The organism is Amycolatopsis sp. NPDC004378, from assembly GCF_053602455.1.
Window position 1 is genome coordinate 1 of sequence record NZ_JBSGDR010000035.1, and the last position, 18,990, is coordinate 18,990.

The 18,990-nt window shown below is 72.4% G+C and carries 15 protein-coding genes; 3 read left to right on the forward strand and 12 right to left on the reverse strand.

Annotated elements, in window-relative coordinates:
* Window positions 1–150: 150 nt before the first annotated feature.
* From ACWEN0_RS46430 to ACWEN0_RS46455, 6 genes are all read right to left on the reverse strand, one after another.
* The gene (locus tag ACWEN0_RS46430) at window positions 151–696 is read right to left on the reverse strand and encodes a YbaB/EbfC family nucleoid-associated protein (protein ID WP_451987958.1); all 546 of its coding nucleotides are present in this window, start codon (window positions 694–696) and stop codon (window positions 151–153) included.
* Complete coding sequence (locus ACWEN0_RS46435) at window positions 693–1,037, reverse strand: type VII secretion target (protein WP_451987960.1); 345 nt, start codon at window positions 1,035–1,037, stop codon at window positions 693–695. Before ACWEN0_RS46435 ends, ACWEN0_RS46430 begins: the two co-directional genes overlap by 4 nt.
* A gap of 4 nt (window positions 1,038–1,041) precedes the next feature.
* Window positions 1,042–3,009, reverse strand: coding sequence for a hypothetical protein (locus ACWEN0_RS46440; RefSeq protein WP_451987962.1), 1,968 nt, complete (start codon window positions 3,007–3,009; stop codon window positions 1,042–1,044).
* Window positions 3,010–3,017: 8 nt separating this feature from the next.
* Window positions 3,018–3,485 (reverse strand): hypothetical protein, encoded by a 468-nt coding sequence (locus ACWEN0_RS46445; protein ID WP_451987964.1) that lies wholly within the window; start codon window positions 3,483–3,485, stop codon window positions 3,018–3,020.
* Between the two features lie 19 nt (window positions 3,486–3,504).
* Window positions 3,505–4,347: an ESX secretion-associated protein EspG gene (locus ACWEN0_RS46450; RefSeq protein ID WP_451987966.1), complete on the reverse strand. Its 843-nt coding sequence runs from the start codon at window positions 4,345–4,347 to the stop codon at window positions 3,505–3,507.
* A gap of 168 nt (window positions 4,348–4,515) precedes the next feature.
* On the reverse strand, window positions 4,516–5,439 hold the full coding sequence (locus ACWEN0_RS46455) for a 2-dehydropantoate 2-reductase (RefSeq protein WP_451987968.1): 924 nt from the start codon (window positions 5,437–5,439) through the stop codon (window positions 4,516–4,518).
* A gap of 113 nt (window positions 5,440–5,552) precedes the next feature.
* Here ACWEN0_RS46455 and ACWEN0_RS46460 point away from each other — a divergent pair, with 113 nt between their 5' ends.
* On the forward strand, window positions 5,553–6,467 hold the full coding sequence (locus ACWEN0_RS46460; protein ID WP_451987970.1) for a hypothetical protein: 915 nt from the start codon (window positions 5,553–5,555) through the stop codon (window positions 6,465–6,467).
* Between the two features lie 287 nt (window positions 6,468–6,754).
* On the opposite strand, the gene ACWEN0_RS46465 is transcribed toward ACWEN0_RS46460, so the two are convergent.
* From ACWEN0_RS46465 to ACWEN0_RS46485, 5 genes are all read right to left on the reverse strand, one after another.
* A complete protein-coding gene (locus ACWEN0_RS46465) occupies window positions 6,755–7,441 on the reverse strand; it encodes a flavin reductase family protein (protein ID WP_451987972.1) in 687 nt (228 codons plus the stop codon).
* 96 nt (window positions 7,442–7,537) lie between these two features.
* Complete coding sequence (locus ACWEN0_RS46470; protein ID WP_451987974.1) at window positions 7,538–8,347, reverse strand: FAD binding domain-containing protein; 810 nt, start codon at window positions 8,345–8,347, stop codon at window positions 7,538–7,540.
* The gene (locus ACWEN0_RS46475; protein WP_451987976.1) at window positions 8,344–8,814 is read right to left on the reverse strand and encodes a (2Fe-2S)-binding protein; all 471 of its coding nucleotides are present in this window, start codon (window positions 8,812–8,814) and stop codon (window positions 8,344–8,346) included. The genes ACWEN0_RS46470 and ACWEN0_RS46475 overlap by 4 nt, the downstream gene beginning before the upstream one ends.
* Window positions 8,811–11,066: a xanthine dehydrogenase family protein molybdopterin-binding subunit gene (locus tag ACWEN0_RS46480; protein ID WP_451987978.1), complete on the reverse strand. Its 2,256-nt coding sequence runs from the start codon at window positions 11,064–11,066 to the stop codon at window positions 8,811–8,813. The genes ACWEN0_RS46475 and ACWEN0_RS46480 overlap by 4 nt, the downstream gene beginning before the upstream one ends.
* A gap of 45 nt (window positions 11,067–11,111) precedes the next feature.
* Window positions 11,112–11,864: a sulfite exporter TauE/SafE family protein gene (locus tag ACWEN0_RS46485; protein WP_451987980.1), complete on the reverse strand. Its 753-nt coding sequence runs from the start codon at window positions 11,862–11,864 to the stop codon at window positions 11,112–11,114.
* A 178-nt stretch (window positions 11,865–12,042) separates the two neighbouring features.
* Here ACWEN0_RS46485 and ACWEN0_RS46490 point away from each other — a divergent pair, with 178 nt between their 5' ends.
* On the forward strand, window positions 12,043–15,075 hold the full coding sequence (locus ACWEN0_RS46490; protein ID WP_451987982.1) for a discoidin domain-containing protein: 3,033 nt from the start codon (window positions 12,043–12,045) through the stop codon (window positions 15,073–15,075).
* A 70-nt stretch (window positions 15,076–15,145) separates the two neighbouring features.
* Complete coding sequence (locus ACWEN0_RS46495; protein WP_451987984.1) at window positions 15,146–16,192, forward strand: LacI family DNA-binding transcriptional regulator; 1,047 nt, start codon at window positions 15,146–15,148, stop codon at window positions 16,190–16,192.
* On the opposite strand, the gene ACWEN0_RS46500 is transcribed toward ACWEN0_RS46495, so the two are convergent.
* Window positions 16,135–18,990, reverse strand: a complete 2,856-nt coding sequence (locus ACWEN0_RS46500; protein ID WP_451988080.1) for a glycoside hydrolase family 3 C-terminal domain-containing protein — start codon at window positions 18,988–18,990, stop codon at window positions 16,135–16,137. The two genes, ACWEN0_RS46495 and ACWEN0_RS46500, sit on opposite strands and share 58 nt — an antisense overlap.

Genomic DNA, 18,990 nt, shown 5'->3' on the forward strand with positions numbered 1-18,990 from the left:
GACGCCCAGTCACCACTCTCGATCGCCGACTTCAGATCATTCGCCGACTCCAACAGCGAAATCCCCGAATACGCCTTCGTCGAATCCTTCGTCTCCGCGACCAGCGGGTTGCTCACAGCAAAGCCTTCCTGCCGGCCTCAGGGGGCCGGATCACCAGGGGTTGTTGTCCTGCTCGTCCGGGTCGACCGGACCGCCGCGCCGCGGCGTCGAGCCCGGCGGTGCCGCGGCGCCACCGGCAGGCGGTGGCGTGGGCGGCGTCGGTGGCACGTCCGCGGGCGGTTGTTCGTCGGGTTCCTCCGGGTCCGGGAACCGCCCGCGCAGGTTGTCCAGCAGCGCCGTGCGGGTCTCCTGGTCCTCGTCGCCGAGGTGCGCGGTCATCACGCCCGCCACCTTGTCGGCGATGCCGGCCTGGGCCTTGCGCATCGTCGCCAGGATCGTCCGCGACAGCTCTTCCAGGGGGAACGACTTGATCTTGTTGCTGAAAGTCAGGTCCGTGACCGTGCCGTCGGCGCCGACGGTGACGTTGACGGCGCCGTCGCCGCTGCTCGCGGTGAGCCGAAGGCCCTCGGTCTCGGCCTGCGCCGCCTGGTACCGCTCCGCCTTCGCGGCGAACCCGGCGGCCCAGTCGTCCATGCGGCGGATGGTCTCCTCCGGGTCCCGCATCAGGTCGCCCAGGCCGTTGTTCGGGCCCGTCATGCCTTCACCTTCACTTCGGCGGTGCGCGGCGAGGCGGTGAGCTGCCGCTCGAACGGCTGCGCGTTGCCCTCTTCACCGTCGCGATAGGACTGCGCGGCGGTCTTGACGTTGTCCGCCAGCCCCCGCACGCCTTCGGACGACGCGTTCAGCGCGTCCTTGGCCTGCTCACCCGTCGGCCGGATGATCGGCGGGAGGAACGCGCACAGCAGCCCGTAGGCGTGGTCGGACATCGCCGTGTCGGCCGCGGAGGCCGCCGTGTTGAGGCGGTCCACGAGGCTTTCGACGTGGCTCGCGTGCGCGACCAGGTCGTCCGGTTCGACCTCGAACCCGGCGGCGGTCATGCGCTCACTTCCAATCCTGGTTCTTCCAGTCACCGATCACCGGAGGCGCGACCGCTTCTTCGCCCGCGAAGAAGTTCGGGTCGTCGCTCTCGAGGTAGTCGGCCGACTTGTGTTCCTTGTCGTCTTCCTTCTTGCCGCCGCGGGCACCGGCACCCATGCCGCCCATGCCCGGGCTGCCCGCGGCCCCGGCCTTGCCGGCCATGCCCGCGTTCCGCGCGGCGGCCGCTTCGGCCTCCGCGGCCGCGCCCGACGCGGCCCCTCCGCTGAGGTTGCCCGCACCGCGCACGCCCGCGCCACCGGCACCCGCGCCCGCACCGCCGCCGCCGATCCCGCCCAGGGACCCACCGCCGCTGCCGCCACCGATACCGCCGAGCCGGCTCGCGATGCTCTCGCCGTTGATCCCGCCGCCGCGGCCGATGGTCGGCATCTTGACGCCGCCGGGCCCGGTACCGCCGCCGGGGATACCGCCCGTGGGCAGGCCGGTGATCGGGTCGATGCCGGGCGGGGTGAACCCGGGGATCGGGCTGCCGCCACGCGGGCCACCGCCCCCGGAGATGTCCGGGATGTTCGGGATCGACGGCGGTGTGTAGCCGGTGCCGCCGGGGCCGCCACCCGTCGGGATGCCGGACGGCGAGAAGCCGGACGTCGTCGTCGAATCACCGGAGTGCGGGATCGACGAGCCGGGGATGCCGGCGCCGGTGAAGCTGCCGCCACCGGGGATGTCGGGCGTCTCGAAGTTCGGCGGGGTGTAGCCCCCGCCGCCACCGCCGCCCCCGGACGCGGCCGGGATGCCCGCGCCGGAGAAGCCGGAGCCACCGGGACCCGAGCCCGGACCACCGCCACCGGGGATGCCACCGCCGGAGAAGCCCGAACCACCCGAGCCACCACCGGGAATGCCCGAACCACCCGGGCCGCCACCGGGGATGCCCGAGCCGGGCACGCCCGCGCCCGAGCCGCCGGGGCCGTTCACGCCGTCCAGGCCCCCGGTCGTGCCCTCCCCCGGGATCCGCGGCGAAGCCTGGTCCGTCGCGGTCCGCGCCATCAGCGGCTGGGCGCCGCCCGCGCCGGCGCCGCCCGACGCCGGCGTGCCGGCCGTGCGCGCGGTCGCCGTGGCCGACGGGAGCTTCGGCGGGGCCGGGAACCGGGGCGTCGCGACCGCGGCGCCGATGGTCTCGTCGTAGGTCGTCATGATCTGCGCGGCGTGCCCCTGCGCGGCCTGCTGCGCCCGGTAGGTCTGCATGGCCTCGCCGGCCGCCGCCGCGTACTGCACCGGGTCGGTCATCGACATCAGGCGCTGGTTGGTGCTCTGCAGGTCGAACTGCACCGGCGGGTTCGCCGCCATCTGCCGCTGGGTCTCGTTGAGCGCCTGGGAGTGGATCTCCTGCTGCCGGCCCGCGAGCGTCGAGCCCTGCGCGGTCGCGCCCAGCCACTTGCCGACGCCGGCGAGGTGCTCGCGGACGGCGTCACCGGCGTCGCCCTGCCAGTTGCTGGTGCTCGCGTTGATCGCGTCGCCCAGGGTCTTCTGGTGCGTGCCCAGGTCGTTGCCGACCCGCACCCACTCCTCGGAGGTCTCCGCGACGGTCGCCGAGTCGGCGTCCGTCGTGATGGCCTGGTTCATCTGCTCGTGCGTCGCGTTGCTCCACAGGGTGCGCGGCGCGCCGCCGTTCTCCCGCATGGTGAGGCCCTCGTCGAGGCCGTGCTTGGCGTCGTCGAGGTGCTGCTCGTAGAGCTCCTGGATCTTCCTGTCGCGCAGTACCGGGTCGACGACCGGGCCGAGCCAGCCGCGCCGGATCTCGTCGTCGACCTGCTTGGTCGCCATCTCGCGGATCTCGTCGCCCGAGGGCGAGTTGTCCGCGGTCAGCGGCCCGACGTAGTACTTGGACGACGAATCGGCCGTCACGTCGTAGAGCGGGCTGCGCGGGTTGTAGTCCGGGGACGACGGGTCCGACACGGACTCGGCGGTGGGTGCCACGGTCTCCCTCAGCTCTGGTCGGCGGTCGGGAGCGAGGTCAGCGTCGAGCGCGTGGTCTCTTCCCGGGTCTTGTAGTTCTTCTTGGCCAGCTTGATGGCCTCGATGTAGGTCGGGAACTCCTGCCGCGCGGCCTGGAGCTGGGTGAGCAGCCCGTGCTCGTCACCGGCGGTGTTCTGCATGTGCGCGGAGACCCACTGCCCGGTCGCGGTCCGGCTCATCGCCGGCGCGTCGTGCAGGCGCTGCAGCGCCGACCAGCGCGACTCGAGCGTCTCGAGGACGCCTTCGAGGGCCTCGATCAGCTGGTTGCCCGTGGTGTCGTCGATCGCGAAGCCGCCGGTCTGGGCGAGCCGCTTCAGCTGGGCACCGGCCAAGCCGACGCGGACCGCCGCCAGCGCCTTCGTCTCGGGGGTCGTCGCGGCCTGCAGCTGCGCCGTCGCCTGGAGCGCCTGGACGGCCGCCTCGGTCTGTTCCGTCATCAGAGGTGATCCTTCCCGGTCAGTAGACCGCCGCGATCGCGTCGCGGATCGCTCGGGCGAGGTCGGCCCGGCCGGCCGGTACGTACTCCGCCGTGAGTTCGCCGGCCTCGCCGGTCTTCGTGTGCACGAGGTAGCGGCCGTCGGCGGTGTCGAGCCAGCTCAGCGGTTCGCCCGCGAGCCGCTCGCCGCGCCGGCCCTGCGCGGTGACGGCGATGTGCCCGCCGCCGAGCCGCGGCTCGGCCAGGACCCGCTCGAGCACGGCGACGTCGGTCGGCTTCGGCGCCGGCGGCCGCCGGCCCGGCCGCACCACGGCCTTGACCTCGATCATCCCGAAGGCGTCGGTCTCTTCCTCGTCGAACTCCGCGTCCGCGATCCGCTTGGCCGTCATCGCCGAGACCTCACGGCCGGCCGCGCGGTGCACGACGTGCCGCCCGGTGGTCGCCGCCGGGGCCAGGGGCAGCACGCCCGTGACGACCTCGACCAGCTCCTCGTCGGCGAAGAGCGAAAACAGCAGCTCGTCGTTGTCCGGTGCCTGCGTGATGCCGAGCGCCTGCGCGCCGTCGGTGACCACCAGCACGGCGACGTCGGCGCCGAGGCCGTCGATCCCGCTCACCGCAACCGAAACGCGCGGCTCGGCCAGCAGTTCGAACGCCGTCCGCACCCCGGGGTGCAGTTCGCCCGAAACCGAAAGCCGCCGCTCTTCCAAGGCGTCGTACACCTGGCGCGCGACCCGGACGAACCGCACCGGGTCGGCCGGGAGGTTCCCGGCGCGCAACGGGTAACGCCGCACGTCGCCGCCGGTCGCCTGGCCGACGACGAGGGCTTCGACGACCTCGAGGACGAACTCGAACCTGTCCGCCATTTCCCCTCGCTGCTCTGTGTGCTGCAAACTCAAGCCGTCAAACCCTCAAGCAACTTTCCTGCCGAAGGCTATCAGTGCCGGGTCACCCTGCGTCAGCACCGCCACGCGGGTGCCCGAAAGACCACTATCCCCGGGACTCGGGGGGCAAAAGCGGCCTGGGCCTGCGGTTCACCCGATCCGGTGCTGATGCACGCGCAGCTGCAAGGTGACCAGGTCAAGCAGCGGAACGGCGACCCCCAGAGCCCGGGCCCGCGCGGTGAGGTCGCCGAAGATCTGCTCCCCCTCGACCGGGTGCCCGCCGAGCAGGTCGCGGTACAGCGAAGACCCGCCCATCCCCGGGTCGGTGACCGTTTTGCGCGTCGCCGCGAGGTCCGCGGCGGGCACCGGGTACCCGGCCGCCTCGGCGACGGCGGCCGCTTCCGCGACGACCGCCTCGGCGAACTCCGTCCCGCCGGGCACCGCGACGACGTCGCCGATGGTGCCGCGCATCAGGCTGTTGACGGCGCCGATCGCGGCGATGAACACCCATTTCGCCCACATGGCTTCGGTGATCCGCACGTCGAGCGTGGCGGGGAACCCTGCGTCGCGCAGCGCGGCGTCGACGTCGGCCAGCCGCGCGGGAGCGGGGTCGGTGCGGGCGCCGTAGTCGAGGCTCTGCAGGGGTCCGAGCCGCCGGATCGCGCCGTCGTCGTCGAGGGTGGTCTGCACCTTGGCGACGCCGCCGAGCACCGCGTCCCGGCCGAACCGCGCGTCGAGGGCGTCGAGGTGCGCGAGCCCGTTGAGGAACGGCAGGATCAGCGTGTCCGGGCCGACGGCGGGGGCGAAATCGTCGATGGCGTCGGCGAGGCCGGTCGCTTTGACCGCGACGAGCACGAGGTCGTAGGTCTCGTCGAGGGTGCCGATCTCGACGAGCGCCGGTGCGAGCACGGTGTCCTCGCCGAGTCCGACGATCCGCAGCCCGCGGTCCCGCAGCAGTTTCGCGCGGCCGGGCCGCACGAGGAAGGTGACGTCCCGGCCCGCCTGCTGCAGCCGGCCGCCGAAGTACCCGCCGGTCGCGCCGGCCCCGACCACCAGAATCTTCAAGTCGCTCACGACGCGACGCTACGCCTCCGCGGCGGGCGTCCCACTCTGCGAACCACAGCGTTTCCACAGCAAGACACAGCGAAACGACAGGTCATCCGGGGTGTCCCGGCCGTTGGCCCGGCATGGGAAGACGCATCGGGTGGATGCTGGCGGGCGCGGGTTTGGTCGCCGCGGCGCTGGTGGCGGTGGGCGGCGAGCGAGTGACCCCGGTGGCGTCGACGGCGGACCCGCCGGCTCCCCCGGACGACACGGCGATCAGCCCGAGCCCGGTGGCGTCGACGCCGGAGGTCCCGTACCCGGACCTGTCGTCGGTGGCGCAGGACGTGGAAGACGCGGTGACGGCGGCCTCGCACGGCACGGGCGTCGGGTTCGTCCTGTACGACCGGGAGTCGGGCAAGGAGCTGGCGTCCCTCAACGCCGACCGGCCGTACTACACGGCCTCGGTGGTGAAGCTGCTGATCGCGATCGACGAGGTCCGCGACGACTCGACGGGCGCCTGGACCCTCCCGGACACCGACGCGGTGGACGACCTGACGACCATGCTGGAGGGCAGCAACGACGCGATCGCCTCCGAGTTCTGGGAGCGCAACGGCGGCAGTGCGATCATCACGCGCACAGCGGCGTTGATCGGGCTCACGCAGACGACCCCGCCGACGGACCCGACCCAGTGGGGAATGGCGAAGACGAGCGCATCGGACGTGCTGGCGACGTACGAGTACCTGCTGGACGTGATCCCGGACGAGGTGGCGGCGCCGTTGCTGGCGGCGCTGGGCAACGCCCGCAACCCGGCCGACGACGGCTGGGACCAGTACTTCGGCATCCCGGACGCCCTGCCGGGCCGGTCCTGGCAGATCAAGCAGGGGTGGATGATCCTGCGCACCGCCCTGGTGCTGAACACGACGGGCGTGGTGGGTGGCCGGTATGTGGTGGTGTTGATGACGCAGCAGCCCTTGGTCAGTTCGGCGAAGGGACGCGCGGCGGTGACCGCGGGGATCAAGACGCTGGCACCGTTGCTGACCCAGCTCGACGCCACCTGAGCACGTGGGTGTGACCCGCGGTGGGTGGCGAGGGCGGCCGCAGCCGTCGCGGGAGCCAACGCCGAGGTGGGCGTGCCGTCGAGGGCGCGGCCGGGATTCAACGCCCCAGCAGTGACCCGATTTCGGCTTCGGCGATCCGCACGACGGTGAGCAGGGTGGAGATGCGGTCGGCCAGGGCCGCCGCATCCGCTTGCCACACCGCTCTGCCGTCCACACAACAAGATTTCCGGCCCCAGAACAAGAACACGAAGCGCGCCGATTTCCCATGCCACGGCGAAGCCGAATCTTCAAGAACCAGCCACAAGAGTCCGAGCCCGCTCAATATCAGGCCCACGATAAAGCCGTTCAGGAATCCGGGCAAGAGTAGACGGATGAACCTGAGAACCCAACCCGTACAACTTCTGAAAACTCATGATCAAAGGCCGCCAGGCATCAGGATCGATGTGATCATCGGTCCCCGGAACCCGAATGGAGTCATGCACGAAAACCCGCTGAACCCGAACTTCAATGGCCACAACCCCACCCCGCTGCTGCGAATCATCATCGGCAATGGGATGAACAGCCTCGACAACAGCTTCCATGGCAACGGGACACTCGGCCACCCGAGGAGGAGACACGGTCTCGGACGCAGCAGGAGTCAACCCAGCACGAGCGAACTTCTCGGAAACGTGGAAGTACCCACGCTTGACCTTCCCAGGCGGAACGGGATCCGAACCGGTGGTCAACGCGAGCCGGTCAACGGCGGGGGCAAGCGCGTCCGAAGGCAGATTGAGCACGCATTCGCGAGTGCGCAACAGGTTCTGGGTGGTCTTGGACCGGGCACCAAGCCCGAGCATGGCCCGCCAGCCGAGCCAGAAGGCGGACGACATCGGCGCCAGGTTGGCCGAGCCGTCCTCGTTCTCACTGGAGATAAGCACGACCGGGGTGCCGAAGTACAGGATGCCGGGCTCGATGGAAGTGTGCGTAGGAGTCACAGGAACGATCCTGCCGCCGCGGCCGAACCCGGCGCTGGCGGAAATCGGCCGTGGCGATCACCGGAGCGGGGCAGCTCCGGTGATCGCCACGGCGCGTCAGTTCGCCTGTGTCAGCGCACGGCGGGTGAGCACCCGCGCCAGGTGACGCCGGTACTCGGCGGTGGCGTGCGGCTCGTCCGGCGGCGACGTCCCGTCCGCGGCCAAATTCGCGGCGTCCGCGATGGACGAACCCGACGCGAGCGCGGCTTCCGTGGCCGACGCGCGCAACGGGACGCCGCCCATGTTCACCAGGCCCACGCGGCCGCCGACGACGGCCACACCCACCATCGCCCAGTCGATCGCGCGCCGCGTGAACTTCTCGAAGCCCCAGCCCTGGCCCGTCTGACGCGGCAGGCGGATCTCCACCAGCAGCTCGGACGGCTCCAACGGCGTCGTGAACGGTCCGAGGAAGAACTCCGACGCCGGGATCCGGCGCTCCCCCGCCGGCCCGCGCGCGACCAGGACCGCGTCCGAGGCCAGGACGGCCGCGGGCAGGTCGGCCGCGGAGTCCGCGTGCACCAGCGAGCCGCCGATCGTGCCGCGGTGGCGAACCTGCCGGTCACCCACCGAAGCCGACACGTGGGCCAGCAGCGGCGCGTGCTCCAGCAGCACCGGGTCGCGTGCGAGGTCGCTGTAGCGGGACAACGCACCGATCACGACGTCTTCGCCGTCGAGCCGGACGTAGCGGAGCTCGTCGAGCGGTGCGATGTCCACCAGGTACTCCGGCGCGGCCAGCCGCAGTTTCATCAGCGGCAGCAGGGAATGCCCGCCGGCGAGGACCTTCGCGTCTTCGCCGTGTGTGGTCAGCAAGGCCAGCGCTTCGTCCACCGTGGACGCTCGCTGGTACTCGAACGAAGCCGGGATCACCGGTCCACCTCCTGGCCGGACGCGTCGATCACGGCGCTCACGATGTTGTGGTAGCCCGTGCAGCGGCAGAGGTTCCCCTCGAGGCCGGCCCGCACCTCGTCGCGCGTCGGCTTCGGGTTGTCGGCCAGCAGCGACACCGACGCCATGATCATCCCCGGTGTGCAGAACCCGCACTGCAGGCCGTGCTGCTCGCGGAACGCGCGCTGCACCGGGTGCAGCGAACCGTCCGAAGAGGACAGACCCTCGACCGTCGTGACGGCGTGGCCGTCGGCCTGCGCGGCGAGCACCGTGCAGGACTTGACCGACTCGCCGTCGAGCAGCACCGTGCAGGCGCCGCAGGACGTCGTGTCGCAGCCGATGTTCGTGCCGGTCAGCCCGGCGGTGTCCCGCAGGAAGTGCACCAGCAGCGTCCGGTCCGGTACCTCCTCGGCCACCGGCTGCCCGTTGACCTCGATCGAAACCTTCACCGCGCGTTTCCCTTCGAAAGTGCGGCCCAGACCCGGATCGGGGTCGTGGGCATGTCCAGGTGCTTGACGCCGCGGGCGGAAAGCGCGTCCACCACGGCGTTGTGCACGGCGGGTGTCGAACCGATCGTCGCGGCCTCGCCGATCCCCTTGACGCCCAGCAGGTTCCGGTCGGTCGGGGTGGCCATGTCGACCAGCTCGAAGTCCGGCAGCTCGGCCGCGGTGACGAACGAGTAGTCCGCCAGCGTCGCGGTCGTCGGGTTGCCGTCCTCGTCGTAGGTGACGACCTCCAGCAGCGCCTGCGCGGCGCCCTGGCCGAGCCCGCCGTGGCGCTGACCGCGGAAGGTCAGCGGGTTGACGATCGGGCCGGCGTCGTCGACGGCGACGATCCGCCGCAGCTCGACCTTGCCGGTCTCGGTGTCGACCTCGACCACGGCGAGGTGCGCGCCGAACGGGAACGTCGGCTTGCCGCCGCCGAACCAGACGTCGGCGGTGAGCTTGCCCCCGGACGCCGTCTCGGCGACCTGCGCCCAGCTGAGCACGGTGCTCGACGGCGCGCCGCGGACCTGCCAGACGCCGCGCTCGACGTCCAGTTCGAGGTCCTCCGGCGCGGCTTCGAGGAGTTCGGCCGCGAGCTCGCGCGCCTGCGCGATGACCTCGTCGGCGGCCTGGCGGATCGCCGAGCCGCCCAGCTGCAGCGACCGGGAGCCGAAGGTGCCGACGGCCTTGGGCACCTCGTCGGTGTCGCCGTGCTTGACGGTGATCTTCTCCAGCGGCACGCCGAGCTGGTCGGACAGGAGCATCGCCAGCGACGTCCCGAGCCCCTGGCCGTGCGGGGAGCTGCCGGTCCAGGCGACGACCGAACCGTCCGGGTGGAGGTCGACGCGGCCGCTCTCGCCGCCGGCGTCGCCACCGGTGATCTCGACGTACGCGGCGATGCCGAGGCCGAGCTCGACCGGCTCGCCCGCGTCCCGCCGCCGTCGCTGCTCGGCGCGCAGTTCGGTGTAGCCGGCGGATTCGAGGACCTTGTCCAGCGCCGCGGCGTACTCCCCCGTGTCGTAGGACGCGCCCGTCGGCGTCGTGTACGGGAACTCCTCCGGCCGGATGAAGTTGACCCGGCGGACTTCGGCCGGGTCGAGCCCGATCTCCGCGGCGAACCGGTCCATGGCCCGCTCGACCGCGGCGGTCGCCTCCGGGCGGCCGGCCCCGCGGTAGGCCGCGATGGGCGTGGTGTTCGTGACGACCGCGCGGCTGCGCGTCTCCACCTTCGGGAACCGGTACACGCCGACGGCCATCAGCTCGGTCAGCGTCGGCAGGAACAGGGTCCGCGGGTACGCGCCGGCGTCCTGGATGACGTCGAGGCGGTACGCGAGGACGGTGCCGTCGCGCCGGCCGCCTATTGTGACGGTGTTCTGCTGCGCGCGGCCGTGCGTCATCGCGGTGAGGTTCTCGCTGCGCGACTCGACCCAGCGCACGCCGCGGCCGAGTTCCCTGGCGGCCCAGCCCAGGACGGTCGCTTCGGGGTCGGCGCCGATCTTCGCGCCGAAGCCGCCGCCGACGTCCGGGGCGATGACGCGCACCTTTTCCTCGCCGACGCCGAGGCTCGCGGCCAGCTGAGTCCGGGCGATCTGGGCGTTCTGGGTGGAAAGCCACACCGTGAGGCGGCCGTCCTCGCCCCAGGCGCACGACGCGCCGCGCACTTCGAGGGGCGCGGGTGCGACGCGCTGGTTGAGGATGGTCGTCGTGACGACCACCTCGCAGTCCGCGAAGATCCCGTCGTCGAACTCCGCCGCACCGTTGACCTGCACGATGTTGCTGCCGGTCTCGGGGTACAGCACCGTGTCGCCCGCCAGCGCGGCGTCGATGCTCGCGACGGCGTCGAGGGGGTCGTAGTCGATGTCGACCAGCTCGGCCGCGTCGGCCAGCTGGTACCGCTCTTCGGTGACGACCAGCGCGACGGGCTCGCCGACGTAGCGCACCACGCCGTCGGCCAGCCACGGTTCCTTCACCGGTCCCGCGGCGTGCGGGTCGAGGCCGAGGTCGGCGGCGGTGAACACCCCCAGCACGCCCGGTGCCGCCTTCGCCTCGCTGACGTCAATGCCTTCGATCCGCGCGTGCGCGACGGGACTGCGCACGAACGCCGCATGCGCGGCGCCGGAAAGCGCTTCCTCCCGCAGGTCGTCCACGTAGGTGCCGCCGGCGGTGATCAGGTTCTGATCTTCCTGGCGGACCACCCTGGTCCCGACAATGCTCATCTGGTCTCCTGCTCGCCGTTACCCCGCCGATCATGCCCTGTCTTTTCAGGAGATCGCCAGCACCACCGCGAGCCCGAGCCCGGCGATTCCGATCCCGATGCGCAACGGCGTCGCGGGCAGGTGGCGCACGAGCGTCGAGCCGAGCCACGCGCCGCCGAGGGAACCGAGGCAGACGGCGAGCGCGGCGGGCCAGACGACCTTGCCGGTGACGGCGAAGACGATCGCGGCGAGCAGGTTGGCCGAGCCGGTGACCAGGTTCTTCGCCGCGTTCGTCCGGGCGAGCGGCTGGCTCCAGACGGAGACGAGGAGCGCGAGCATCAGGACGCCCGCCGCCGCACCGAAGTAGCCGCCGTAGACGCCGATGAAGAACGCGGCCACGCCGGTGGCCGGGCTGAGGCCGTGGTGCTCGGCGCCTTCGGCCAAGCGGCGCAGGCGCGGGCCCGCCATGAGGACGATCGAGGCGGCGCCGATCAGCCACGGCACGATCGCGGTGAAGGCGTCGGACGGGGTCAGCAGCAGGACGAGCCCGCCGCACGCCCCGCCGACGGTGGTGATGACGCACAGCGGGACGAGCTTCCGCCGCTGCCCGGCGAGCTCGGGCCGGGCCCCGGCGGCGCCCCCGGCGGTCGTGCCGAGCATGGCGACGGTGTTGGTGATGTTGGCGGTCACCGGCGGCAGGCCGGCGGCGAGCAGAGCCGGATACGAGACGAGCGACGCGAGCCCGGCGACGGCCCCGGTCAGGCCGGCGCCGACACCGGCGAGGACGAGCAGGAGGAGGACGCCGGGGTCGGTGATCACGTTGTCAGTCCACCACGGCGACGGCGCAGCGGCACGGGCGGCCGACGGTATAGGTCGTTATACGAATTAGCGATGTCTTGTCCGAAACCGGACGGGATCCGGCAGCGGGCTTGCCCCGGTGGCGCGGGGCGTCCCAGAATCCGCGCTGACAAGGTTGTCACCGAGCGGAGTGCGGACCATGGCTGAGTTGAACCGGCGAAAGGCCCTCCTGGGCGCGGGCGGCGTCGCGGCCCTCCTGGCCTCGGGACTGGTACCCGGCGTCGCGCAGGCCGCACCGCCGCGGACCCAGGCCGGCCCGCCGGACGCCGTCGCCGCCACCTACCTGCGGGTGCTGCTCCGCCACACGCGCTGGGCCGAGCAACAGTTCGACAAGACCGCCGGGATCTACCCCGCGAAGGACTTCACCTTCGCCGTCGTCCTCGGCAACGCCCTGCTGCTCACCCGCGACGGTTACGACGCCGGCACCGCCGGCGTGGATCAGGCCACGCTCAAGGACCACACCCTCGCCACCATCCGGCACTTCGCCGCGTCGAACCTGCTCACCGGGGGCACCGAGTGGGGCCGGAAGCTGTTCTTCGACACCACGTTCCAGTCGTACTTCCTGCTCGCCGCCCGTCTCCTGTGGACGGACCTCGACGACACCACGAGGCGGAACGTCGAGCGCATCGCGACAGAGCAGGCCGCCTACACCACCGCGCTCGGCGACCGGGACGACCCGGCGTCGGGCACCTGGACGCCGAACGGCCGGAAGGGCGGCTACGTCGGCGACACCAAGCTCGAGGAGATGGGCGTCTACGCGCAGTCGCTGGCCCCCGCGCTCGCGTGGGCGCCGAACGATCCGCGCGCGCAGGCGTGGCGTGACGCCTTCGGCGCGTGGAGCCGCAACGAAGGCGGGCTGCCGGCCGCCGACCTGGCGAACCCGCGGCTCGTCGACGGTGTGCCCATCAGCGCCAACACCGCCACCAACCTCTACGACACCTTCCTCGTCGAGAACCACGGTTCCTTCGGCCCGCACTACCAGGAAGAGCTGTGGCGGACGTCCGGTCGGAACTCGATGCACTTCCTCGCGGCCGGGACACCGTTGCCCGAAGTCCTGACCGCGCAGCCCAACGGCGAACTGCTCTGGCGCACCATGCTGCTGATGACCAGCGACGCCGGCGAGCCGCTGATGCCGATGGTCGCCGACCGCGAGCACCTCTACGGCCGCGACGTCATCCCGCTCGCCTTCCGCGCCCAGGTGCTCGGCGACCGCTACGCCGCCCGCGCCGAGGCCGACCTCGCCGCGCGGCTCGAGCCGTACCAGGCGTACGAGCCCGTCGACCGGATCACGAAGTTCTCCGGCGAGCCGAAGTACGAGCCGGAGGCCCGTGCCGAACTCGCCATCAGCTACCTGCTGCACGAATGGCGCGCCGGGCGAGGTCCGGTCACCCCCGCGAGCAAGGCGGACTTCGACGCGCACGCCGCCGGGGTCGCCGACTTCGGCACCGGGCCGGGCCTGCTCGCCCACCGCTCCCCCGGCGCCTGGGCGGCGACCGTGACCAAGCCCGGCTTCGTGAAGTTCGCCTGGCAGCCGCACCACGACGACTGGCTGTTCGTGCTCGGGGGCGCGAACCCGATGTTGCTGCCCGCGACGAACGTGCCCGTGAAGGAACGGCACGCCACGACCTACGAGAAGTTCCGCGACGGCTTCGACGGCACCGTCGGCGTCCTGCGGTTCGACGCCGGGTACGCCGCGCTCGCCACCCTCCCGACCGGCGCCGCGGTCTACGCCAGCACCGGCGTCGCCGCGGGCGAAGGCGTGCTGAACGTCTACAACCTCGTCATGCCGGGCGTGCCCGGTCTCGACGGCGACCGCACGTACCGAGCGGCCGAAGGCTCGGTGACGGTGAAGGCCCAGGCCGCGCCCACCGGCGCCCGCGTCGACGACCTGACCTTCGCCGCCGTGACCGCCCGGTACGTCCGCATGCTCGGCGTCCAGCCCGACCCGCAGTACGGCTATTCCCTGTGGGCCTTCGAGGTCCACCACGGCGACAGCCCGGACCTCGCGCGAGCGGGAACCGCGTCGGCGTCTTCGGCCAGCTCCGGCAAGGAAGCCAAGTACGCCAACGACGGCGACGCCACCACGCGCTGGGCAGTGTCCACATCGGACCGGCCACGGGCCGACAGCTGGCTCGCGATCGACCTCGGCGCGCCGGCGGCGTTCGACCGCGTGACGCTGAGCTGGGAGGCGGCCGCCGGGCGGAAGTACCGCATCGAAACATCATCGGACGGCGTGACCTGGACGTCCGTCGTGACCTACCCGGTGCCCGCCCTGACCAGCACCGGCGGCTGGCTGGACATCGACGGCCGGGCCGGGATCCTGGTCGACGGCCCGAACCCGCTCACCGTCACCGGCGACCGCGTCACCCTTTCCGACGGGCCCGCCGCGCCGCTGCTGGCCGAGCTGTACCCGGCGCCCCGGAAACCGGGGGGCCCGCGCGTCACCACCACGAACGCGGTCCGCGCGACCGTCGCCGACGGCTTCCTCGTGCTGCTCAACCTTTCCGGCGCCGCGGCCGGCGGCACGGCGCACCTCCCCCAGGACAGCGGCACGTACCGGCTGTACCGCGGTGAGCAGACGATCACGAAGACGGGCACCGACGTCTCCTACGCACTCGCCGCGGCGGAAGGCCGGATCGAACCCCCGCGGTTCACCGTGCGGGGCCCGGCCGGGCTCGAGGCGGTCGTCCGCGACGCGAGCCGCGTCGACCTCACGGCGCCGTCCGGGCTGCTCCCGGTCGTGGTCACGGTGGCCCCGGACGGTGGCCGCCCGCGCCAGGTGGTGCTGCCGCCGCGCCGGACCGTGCCCGTCGTGTTCGGCGACGTCCGTCCCTACCCGCTGGCCGACGCCGCGCTCGGCCGGACCACCTTCCCCGCGGAGCCGCTGCCGCCGGGGATGTCGAGTCCCTCGGCGGCCGTCGACGACGACCCGGGGACGGCGTGGCAGCCCGGCCCGGACGGCCGGATGGTCGTCGATCTCGGGGCGGTGACGGCGGTTTCCGCGGTGGAACTGGCCTGGACGCCCGGACGCCGTCCCGCGACGACCGTCGAGACCAGCGTCGATGGCGCCACCTACCGGAAGGCGAACACCGGTCCGGCCCGGTACGTGGCGGTCCGGACGGGCTGGCGGCCCGGCGATGCGGGCCTCGCGCGGATTTCCGTCCGGACTTGATCGATCTCGCACCGCTCGAGGTGGCCCCGAGGGCGAGTACCTTTGCAGCACAGGGCCCCCGGGAGGACGGATGCGCGTCACGATCGCCGAGGTCGCCCGCCGCGCGCGGGTGAGCAAGACGACCGTGTCGAGGGTGCTCAACAACAAGGCCGATGTGGACGCGGCGACCGCGATCCGGGTGCGCGAGGTGATCGCGGCGACCGGGTACATCCCGAGCGCCGGCGCGGTCGGGCTGGCCCGCGGCGTGACCCGCACGGTCGGCATGCTCGTCCCCGGGCTGACCTGGCCGTGGATGGGCGAGGTGCTGCAGGGCGTCGCCGACGTCGTGGAGGCGAAGGGCTACGGCCTGCTGCTGTCCACGGCCAACCGCGGCGCCGACTCCCTCGACGAGTTCTCGCGGCAGGTGTCGGCGAAGGCGTTCGACGGGCTGCTGCTCGTCGAGCCCCCGGACGCCGTGCGGCACCTGCGCGTGCTGCACGACTCCGGGCTGCCGGTGGTGGTGATCGACGACCGCGGCCGCCGGCCCGCGTTCCCGTCGGTGGGCACGAGCAACCGCGACGGCGGCGCGGCCGCGGCCCGGCACCTGCTCGGCACCGGCCGCACCCGGCTCGCGACGGTCACCGGGCCCCGCGATTTCGGCTGCACGACCGACCGGCTCACCGGATTCCGCGACGTGATCCGCGAAGCCGGTCTCGTGCTGGACCCGAACCTGATCATCGAAGGCGACTTCACGAGCGAAAGCGGCGAGGCCGCGATCCTCCAGCTGCTGGCGACCGGGCCGCCGTTCGACGCCGTCTTCGCCCACAACGACCTCACCGCGGCCGGCGTGCTGGCCGGGCTGCGGAAGGCCGGGCGTGCGGTGCCGGCGGACGTCGCCGTGGTCGGCTTCGACGACATCCCCCTGGCCGCGCACACCCAGCCCCCGCTGACCACCGTCCGCCAGCCGCTGCGGCAGATGGGCGAGACGGCGGCCCGGCAGCTGCTCGCCCTGCTGGGTGGGGCACCTCGGCCGGACGAGCCGCTGATCGTCCCGACTTCCCTGGTGATCCGGGAGTCGACTCAGGAGACGGTCAGCGCCGCCGAAAGCGGGACGGTGCGCGAGGAATCACCGACGTAGACGCGGTACTGGCCCGCGTTCGTCGTCCACGCACCGGTCCAGTGGGCGAGGTCCCGCGGCGTCAGCGGGAACGACACCTGGGCGCTCTGCCCCGGGTTGAGCTGCACCTTCTTGAACCCCTTCAGTTGTTTGGGCGGCTCGCCGTTGCCCGCGGGCTGGCCGACGTAGAGCTGGACGACGTCGGCGCCCGCGCGGGTGCCGGTGTTGGTCACCGTCGCCGTCACGGTGGCCGTGCCGTTGGTGCCCTGCGGCGTGACGACCAGGTTCGAGAACCCGAACGTCGTGTACGACAGGCCGAAGCCGAACGGGAACAGCGGCTCGAGGTTCTGGCTGTCGTACCACCGGTACCCGACGTTGAGGCCTTCGGAGTACTCGATCCGGTCGTTCGCGCCGGGGAACTGCTGGACGTTCGCCGTCGGCAGGTCGGCGACCTGCTTCGGGAAGCTGACCGGCAGCTTTCCCGACGGGTTGACGTCGCCGTAGAGCAGCGACGCGAGCGCGTTGCCGTTCTCCTGCCCCGGGTACCAGCCCTCGATGACCGCGGCGACCTTCGACAGCCACGGCATCGTGACCGCCGACCCCGTGTTCAGCACGACGACCGTGCGCGGGTTGGCCGAAGCGACCGCGTCGATCAGATCGTTCTGCTGGAACTGCAGGTCGATCGTGTCGAGGTCCTGGGTCTCGGATTCGCCGTAGCTGGCGAACACGACCGCGACGTCGGCCGTGCGAGCGGCCGCCACCGCCGCCGGGATGTCCGGCGTCCGGACGTGCTCACCCGCCCCGTCCACATAGGACACCGTGACGCCGGAGCCGGCCCGCGCCTTGATGCCGTCGATCGGGTTCACCGACGCCGGCGACGGGTTGACCTTCGCGCTGCCGCCGCCGATGTTCTGCGGGTCGATGCCGTCCCCGCCGGACAGGGCGATCGACTTCGTCGACGCGGTCAGCGGCAGCACGCCGTTGTTCTTCAGCAGCACCGACCCGGCCGCCGCGACGTCCCGCGCGGTCGTCACGTTCGCCGCGTTCGTCACGACCGACTGGGGCGTCCCCCGCCGGGCCCGGTCGAACACGCCGAACTTGACCATCTGCGTCAGCACCCGCCGGACCATGTCGTCCACGCGCGCCTGTGTGACCTCGCCGCGCGAGACGGCGTCGAGCAGGCCCTGGCCGAAGAACGCGCCGCCGGGCATCTCCATGTCGAGCCCGCCGTCGGCCAGCTGCCGGGCGCCGCCGGTCGCCGAACCCCAGTCGGAGCCGACGAACCCGCCCCAGTTCGCGTCCTGCTTGATCGCCTGGGTGAGCACGCCGGCGCTCTGGCACGCCGGGACGCCGTTGATCCGGTTGTAGGCGCACATCATCGACGCGACCTGGCCCTGGCTCGCCACCTGCTGGAACGCCGGCAGGTACAGCTCGTGCAGGGTCCGGTCGTCGACGATCACGTTGTCCGACGGCGTCCCGCGCGACGCCCCGGCCTCGACGTTGTACGCGGCCGCGTGCTTGGCCTGCGCCATCACGCCCTGGCTCTGGATGCCCTGGATCGTCGCCGTCCCGGCCGCGCCCGCGAGGTAGGGGTCCTCGGCGTAGGTCTCGAAGTCGCGGCCCCAGCGCGGGTCGCGGACCAGGTTGATCGTCGGGCCGAGCGCGATGTCGACGCCCTTGCCCGCGAACTCGGCACCCATCGCGCTGCCGTAGCGGTTCATCAGCGCCGTGTCCCAGGTCGCGGCCGCGGACACCGGCGCCGGGAACTGGGTGACGCCGTCGAGGCCGTCGCCGACCCCGGCGGGGCCGTCCTGCAGGCCGAGTGCCGGGATGCACAGCTCCGGCACGGCGTCGGTGTTGCCGATGTACGGCCCGGTCGCGCCGTTGCCGTGCAGCACCGTCACCTTCTGCTGCGGGGACATCGCGGCCATGAGCTGGGTGACGCGGTCCGCCACCGGCGCGGTCGAACCCACCCACGGGCACCCGGTGGCCGGCGGGGCGCTGTCGGACGTGTGCACCGCGAACTCCCACAGCGACACGCCCCACTGGGTGGCCCGCGCGGTCGCGTTCATGCGGACGTAGCGGGCGGTCCCGGACACCGCGGGGTGCTCGGTGCCGCCCGCGCCGGTCACGGTGGCCGCCGTGGTCCAGGACGTCCCGTCGGTGGAGAGCTGGATCGTGTACGCGCCGGCGTACGCCGTCTCCCAGGTCAGGTCGACGCCGCAGACCGGGCGTGCGCTGCCGAGGTCGACCTGGATCCACTGCGGGTCCGCGGCCAGGCTCGACCAGCGAGTCCCGCCGTCGCCGTCGAAGGCCGCGCTTGCCGGGAAGGCGCCGGACTGCACGCTGGACGCCGTCGCCGGTTGCCGCAGCGCCGCGTTCGCGCTGCCGCAGGCCTGCGACGCACCGTCGCCGTAGACCTGGAACTCCCAGAGCGACACGCCCCACTGGGTCGCGCGGTGGGTGGTGGTCAGGCGGACGTACCGGCCGGTGCCGGACACCGGCAGCGTCTGCGTGCCGCCGGTGCCGGTCGTCGTCGAGTACACAGTGGACCACTGGCTACCGTCGGCCGAGGCTTGGATCGTGAACGCCGTCGCGTAGGCCGCCTCCCACTGGAGGACGACCTGGTCGAGCGTGCGCGAGGCGCCGAGGTCGACCTGCAGCGTCTGCGGGTCGGCCGCCTGGCTGGACCAGCGGGTGCCGGGGTCGCCGTCGACCGCCGCCGACGCCGGGAACGCGGCGTTCTCGGTCGAGGACGCGGTCACGGCGTGTCCTTGCGAGAGCAGCGTCGGAGCCGCCTGAGCGGTGGGCACCGGCAT

What these genes read in the sequence shown, in the direction of transcription:
- ACWEN0_RS46500 (WP_451988080.1), bottom strand. Translation starts at nt 18,990, where the DNA reads ATGCCGGTGCCCACCGCTCAGGCGGCTCCGACGCTGCTCTCGCAAGGA.
- ACWEN0_RS46430 (WP_451987958.1), bottom strand. Translation starts at nt 696, where the DNA reads ATGACGGGCCCGAACAACGGCCTGGGCGACCTGATGCGGGACCCGGAG.
- ACWEN0_RS46460 (WP_451987970.1), top strand. Translation starts at nt 5,553, where the DNA reads ATGGGAAGACGCATCGGGTGGATGCTGGCGGGCGCGGGTTTGGTCGCC.
- ACWEN0_RS46495 (WP_451987984.1), top strand. Translation starts at nt 15,146, where the DNA reads ATGCGCGTCACGATCGCCGAGGTCGCCCGCCGCGCGCGGGTGAGCAAG.
- ACWEN0_RS46435 (WP_451987960.1), bottom strand. Translation starts at nt 1,037, where the DNA reads ATGACCGCCGCCGGGTTCGAGGTCGAACCGGACGACCTGGTCGCGCAC.
- ACWEN0_RS46450 (WP_451987966.1), bottom strand. Translation starts at nt 4,347, where the DNA reads ATGGCGGACAGGTTCGAGTTCGTCCTCGAGGTCGTCGAAGCCCTCGTC.
- ACWEN0_RS46480 (WP_451987978.1), bottom strand. Translation starts at nt 11,066, where the DNA reads ATGAGCATTGTCGGGACCAGGGTGGTCCGCCAGGAAGATCAGAACCTG.
- ACWEN0_RS46445 (WP_451987964.1), bottom strand. Translation starts at nt 3,485, where the DNA reads ATGACGGAACAGACCGAGGCGGCCGTCCAGGCGCTCCAGGCGACGGCG.
- ACWEN0_RS46490 (WP_451987982.1), top strand. Translation starts at nt 12,043, where the DNA reads ATGGCTGAGTTGAACCGGCGAAAGGCCCTCCTGGGCGCGGGCGGCGTC.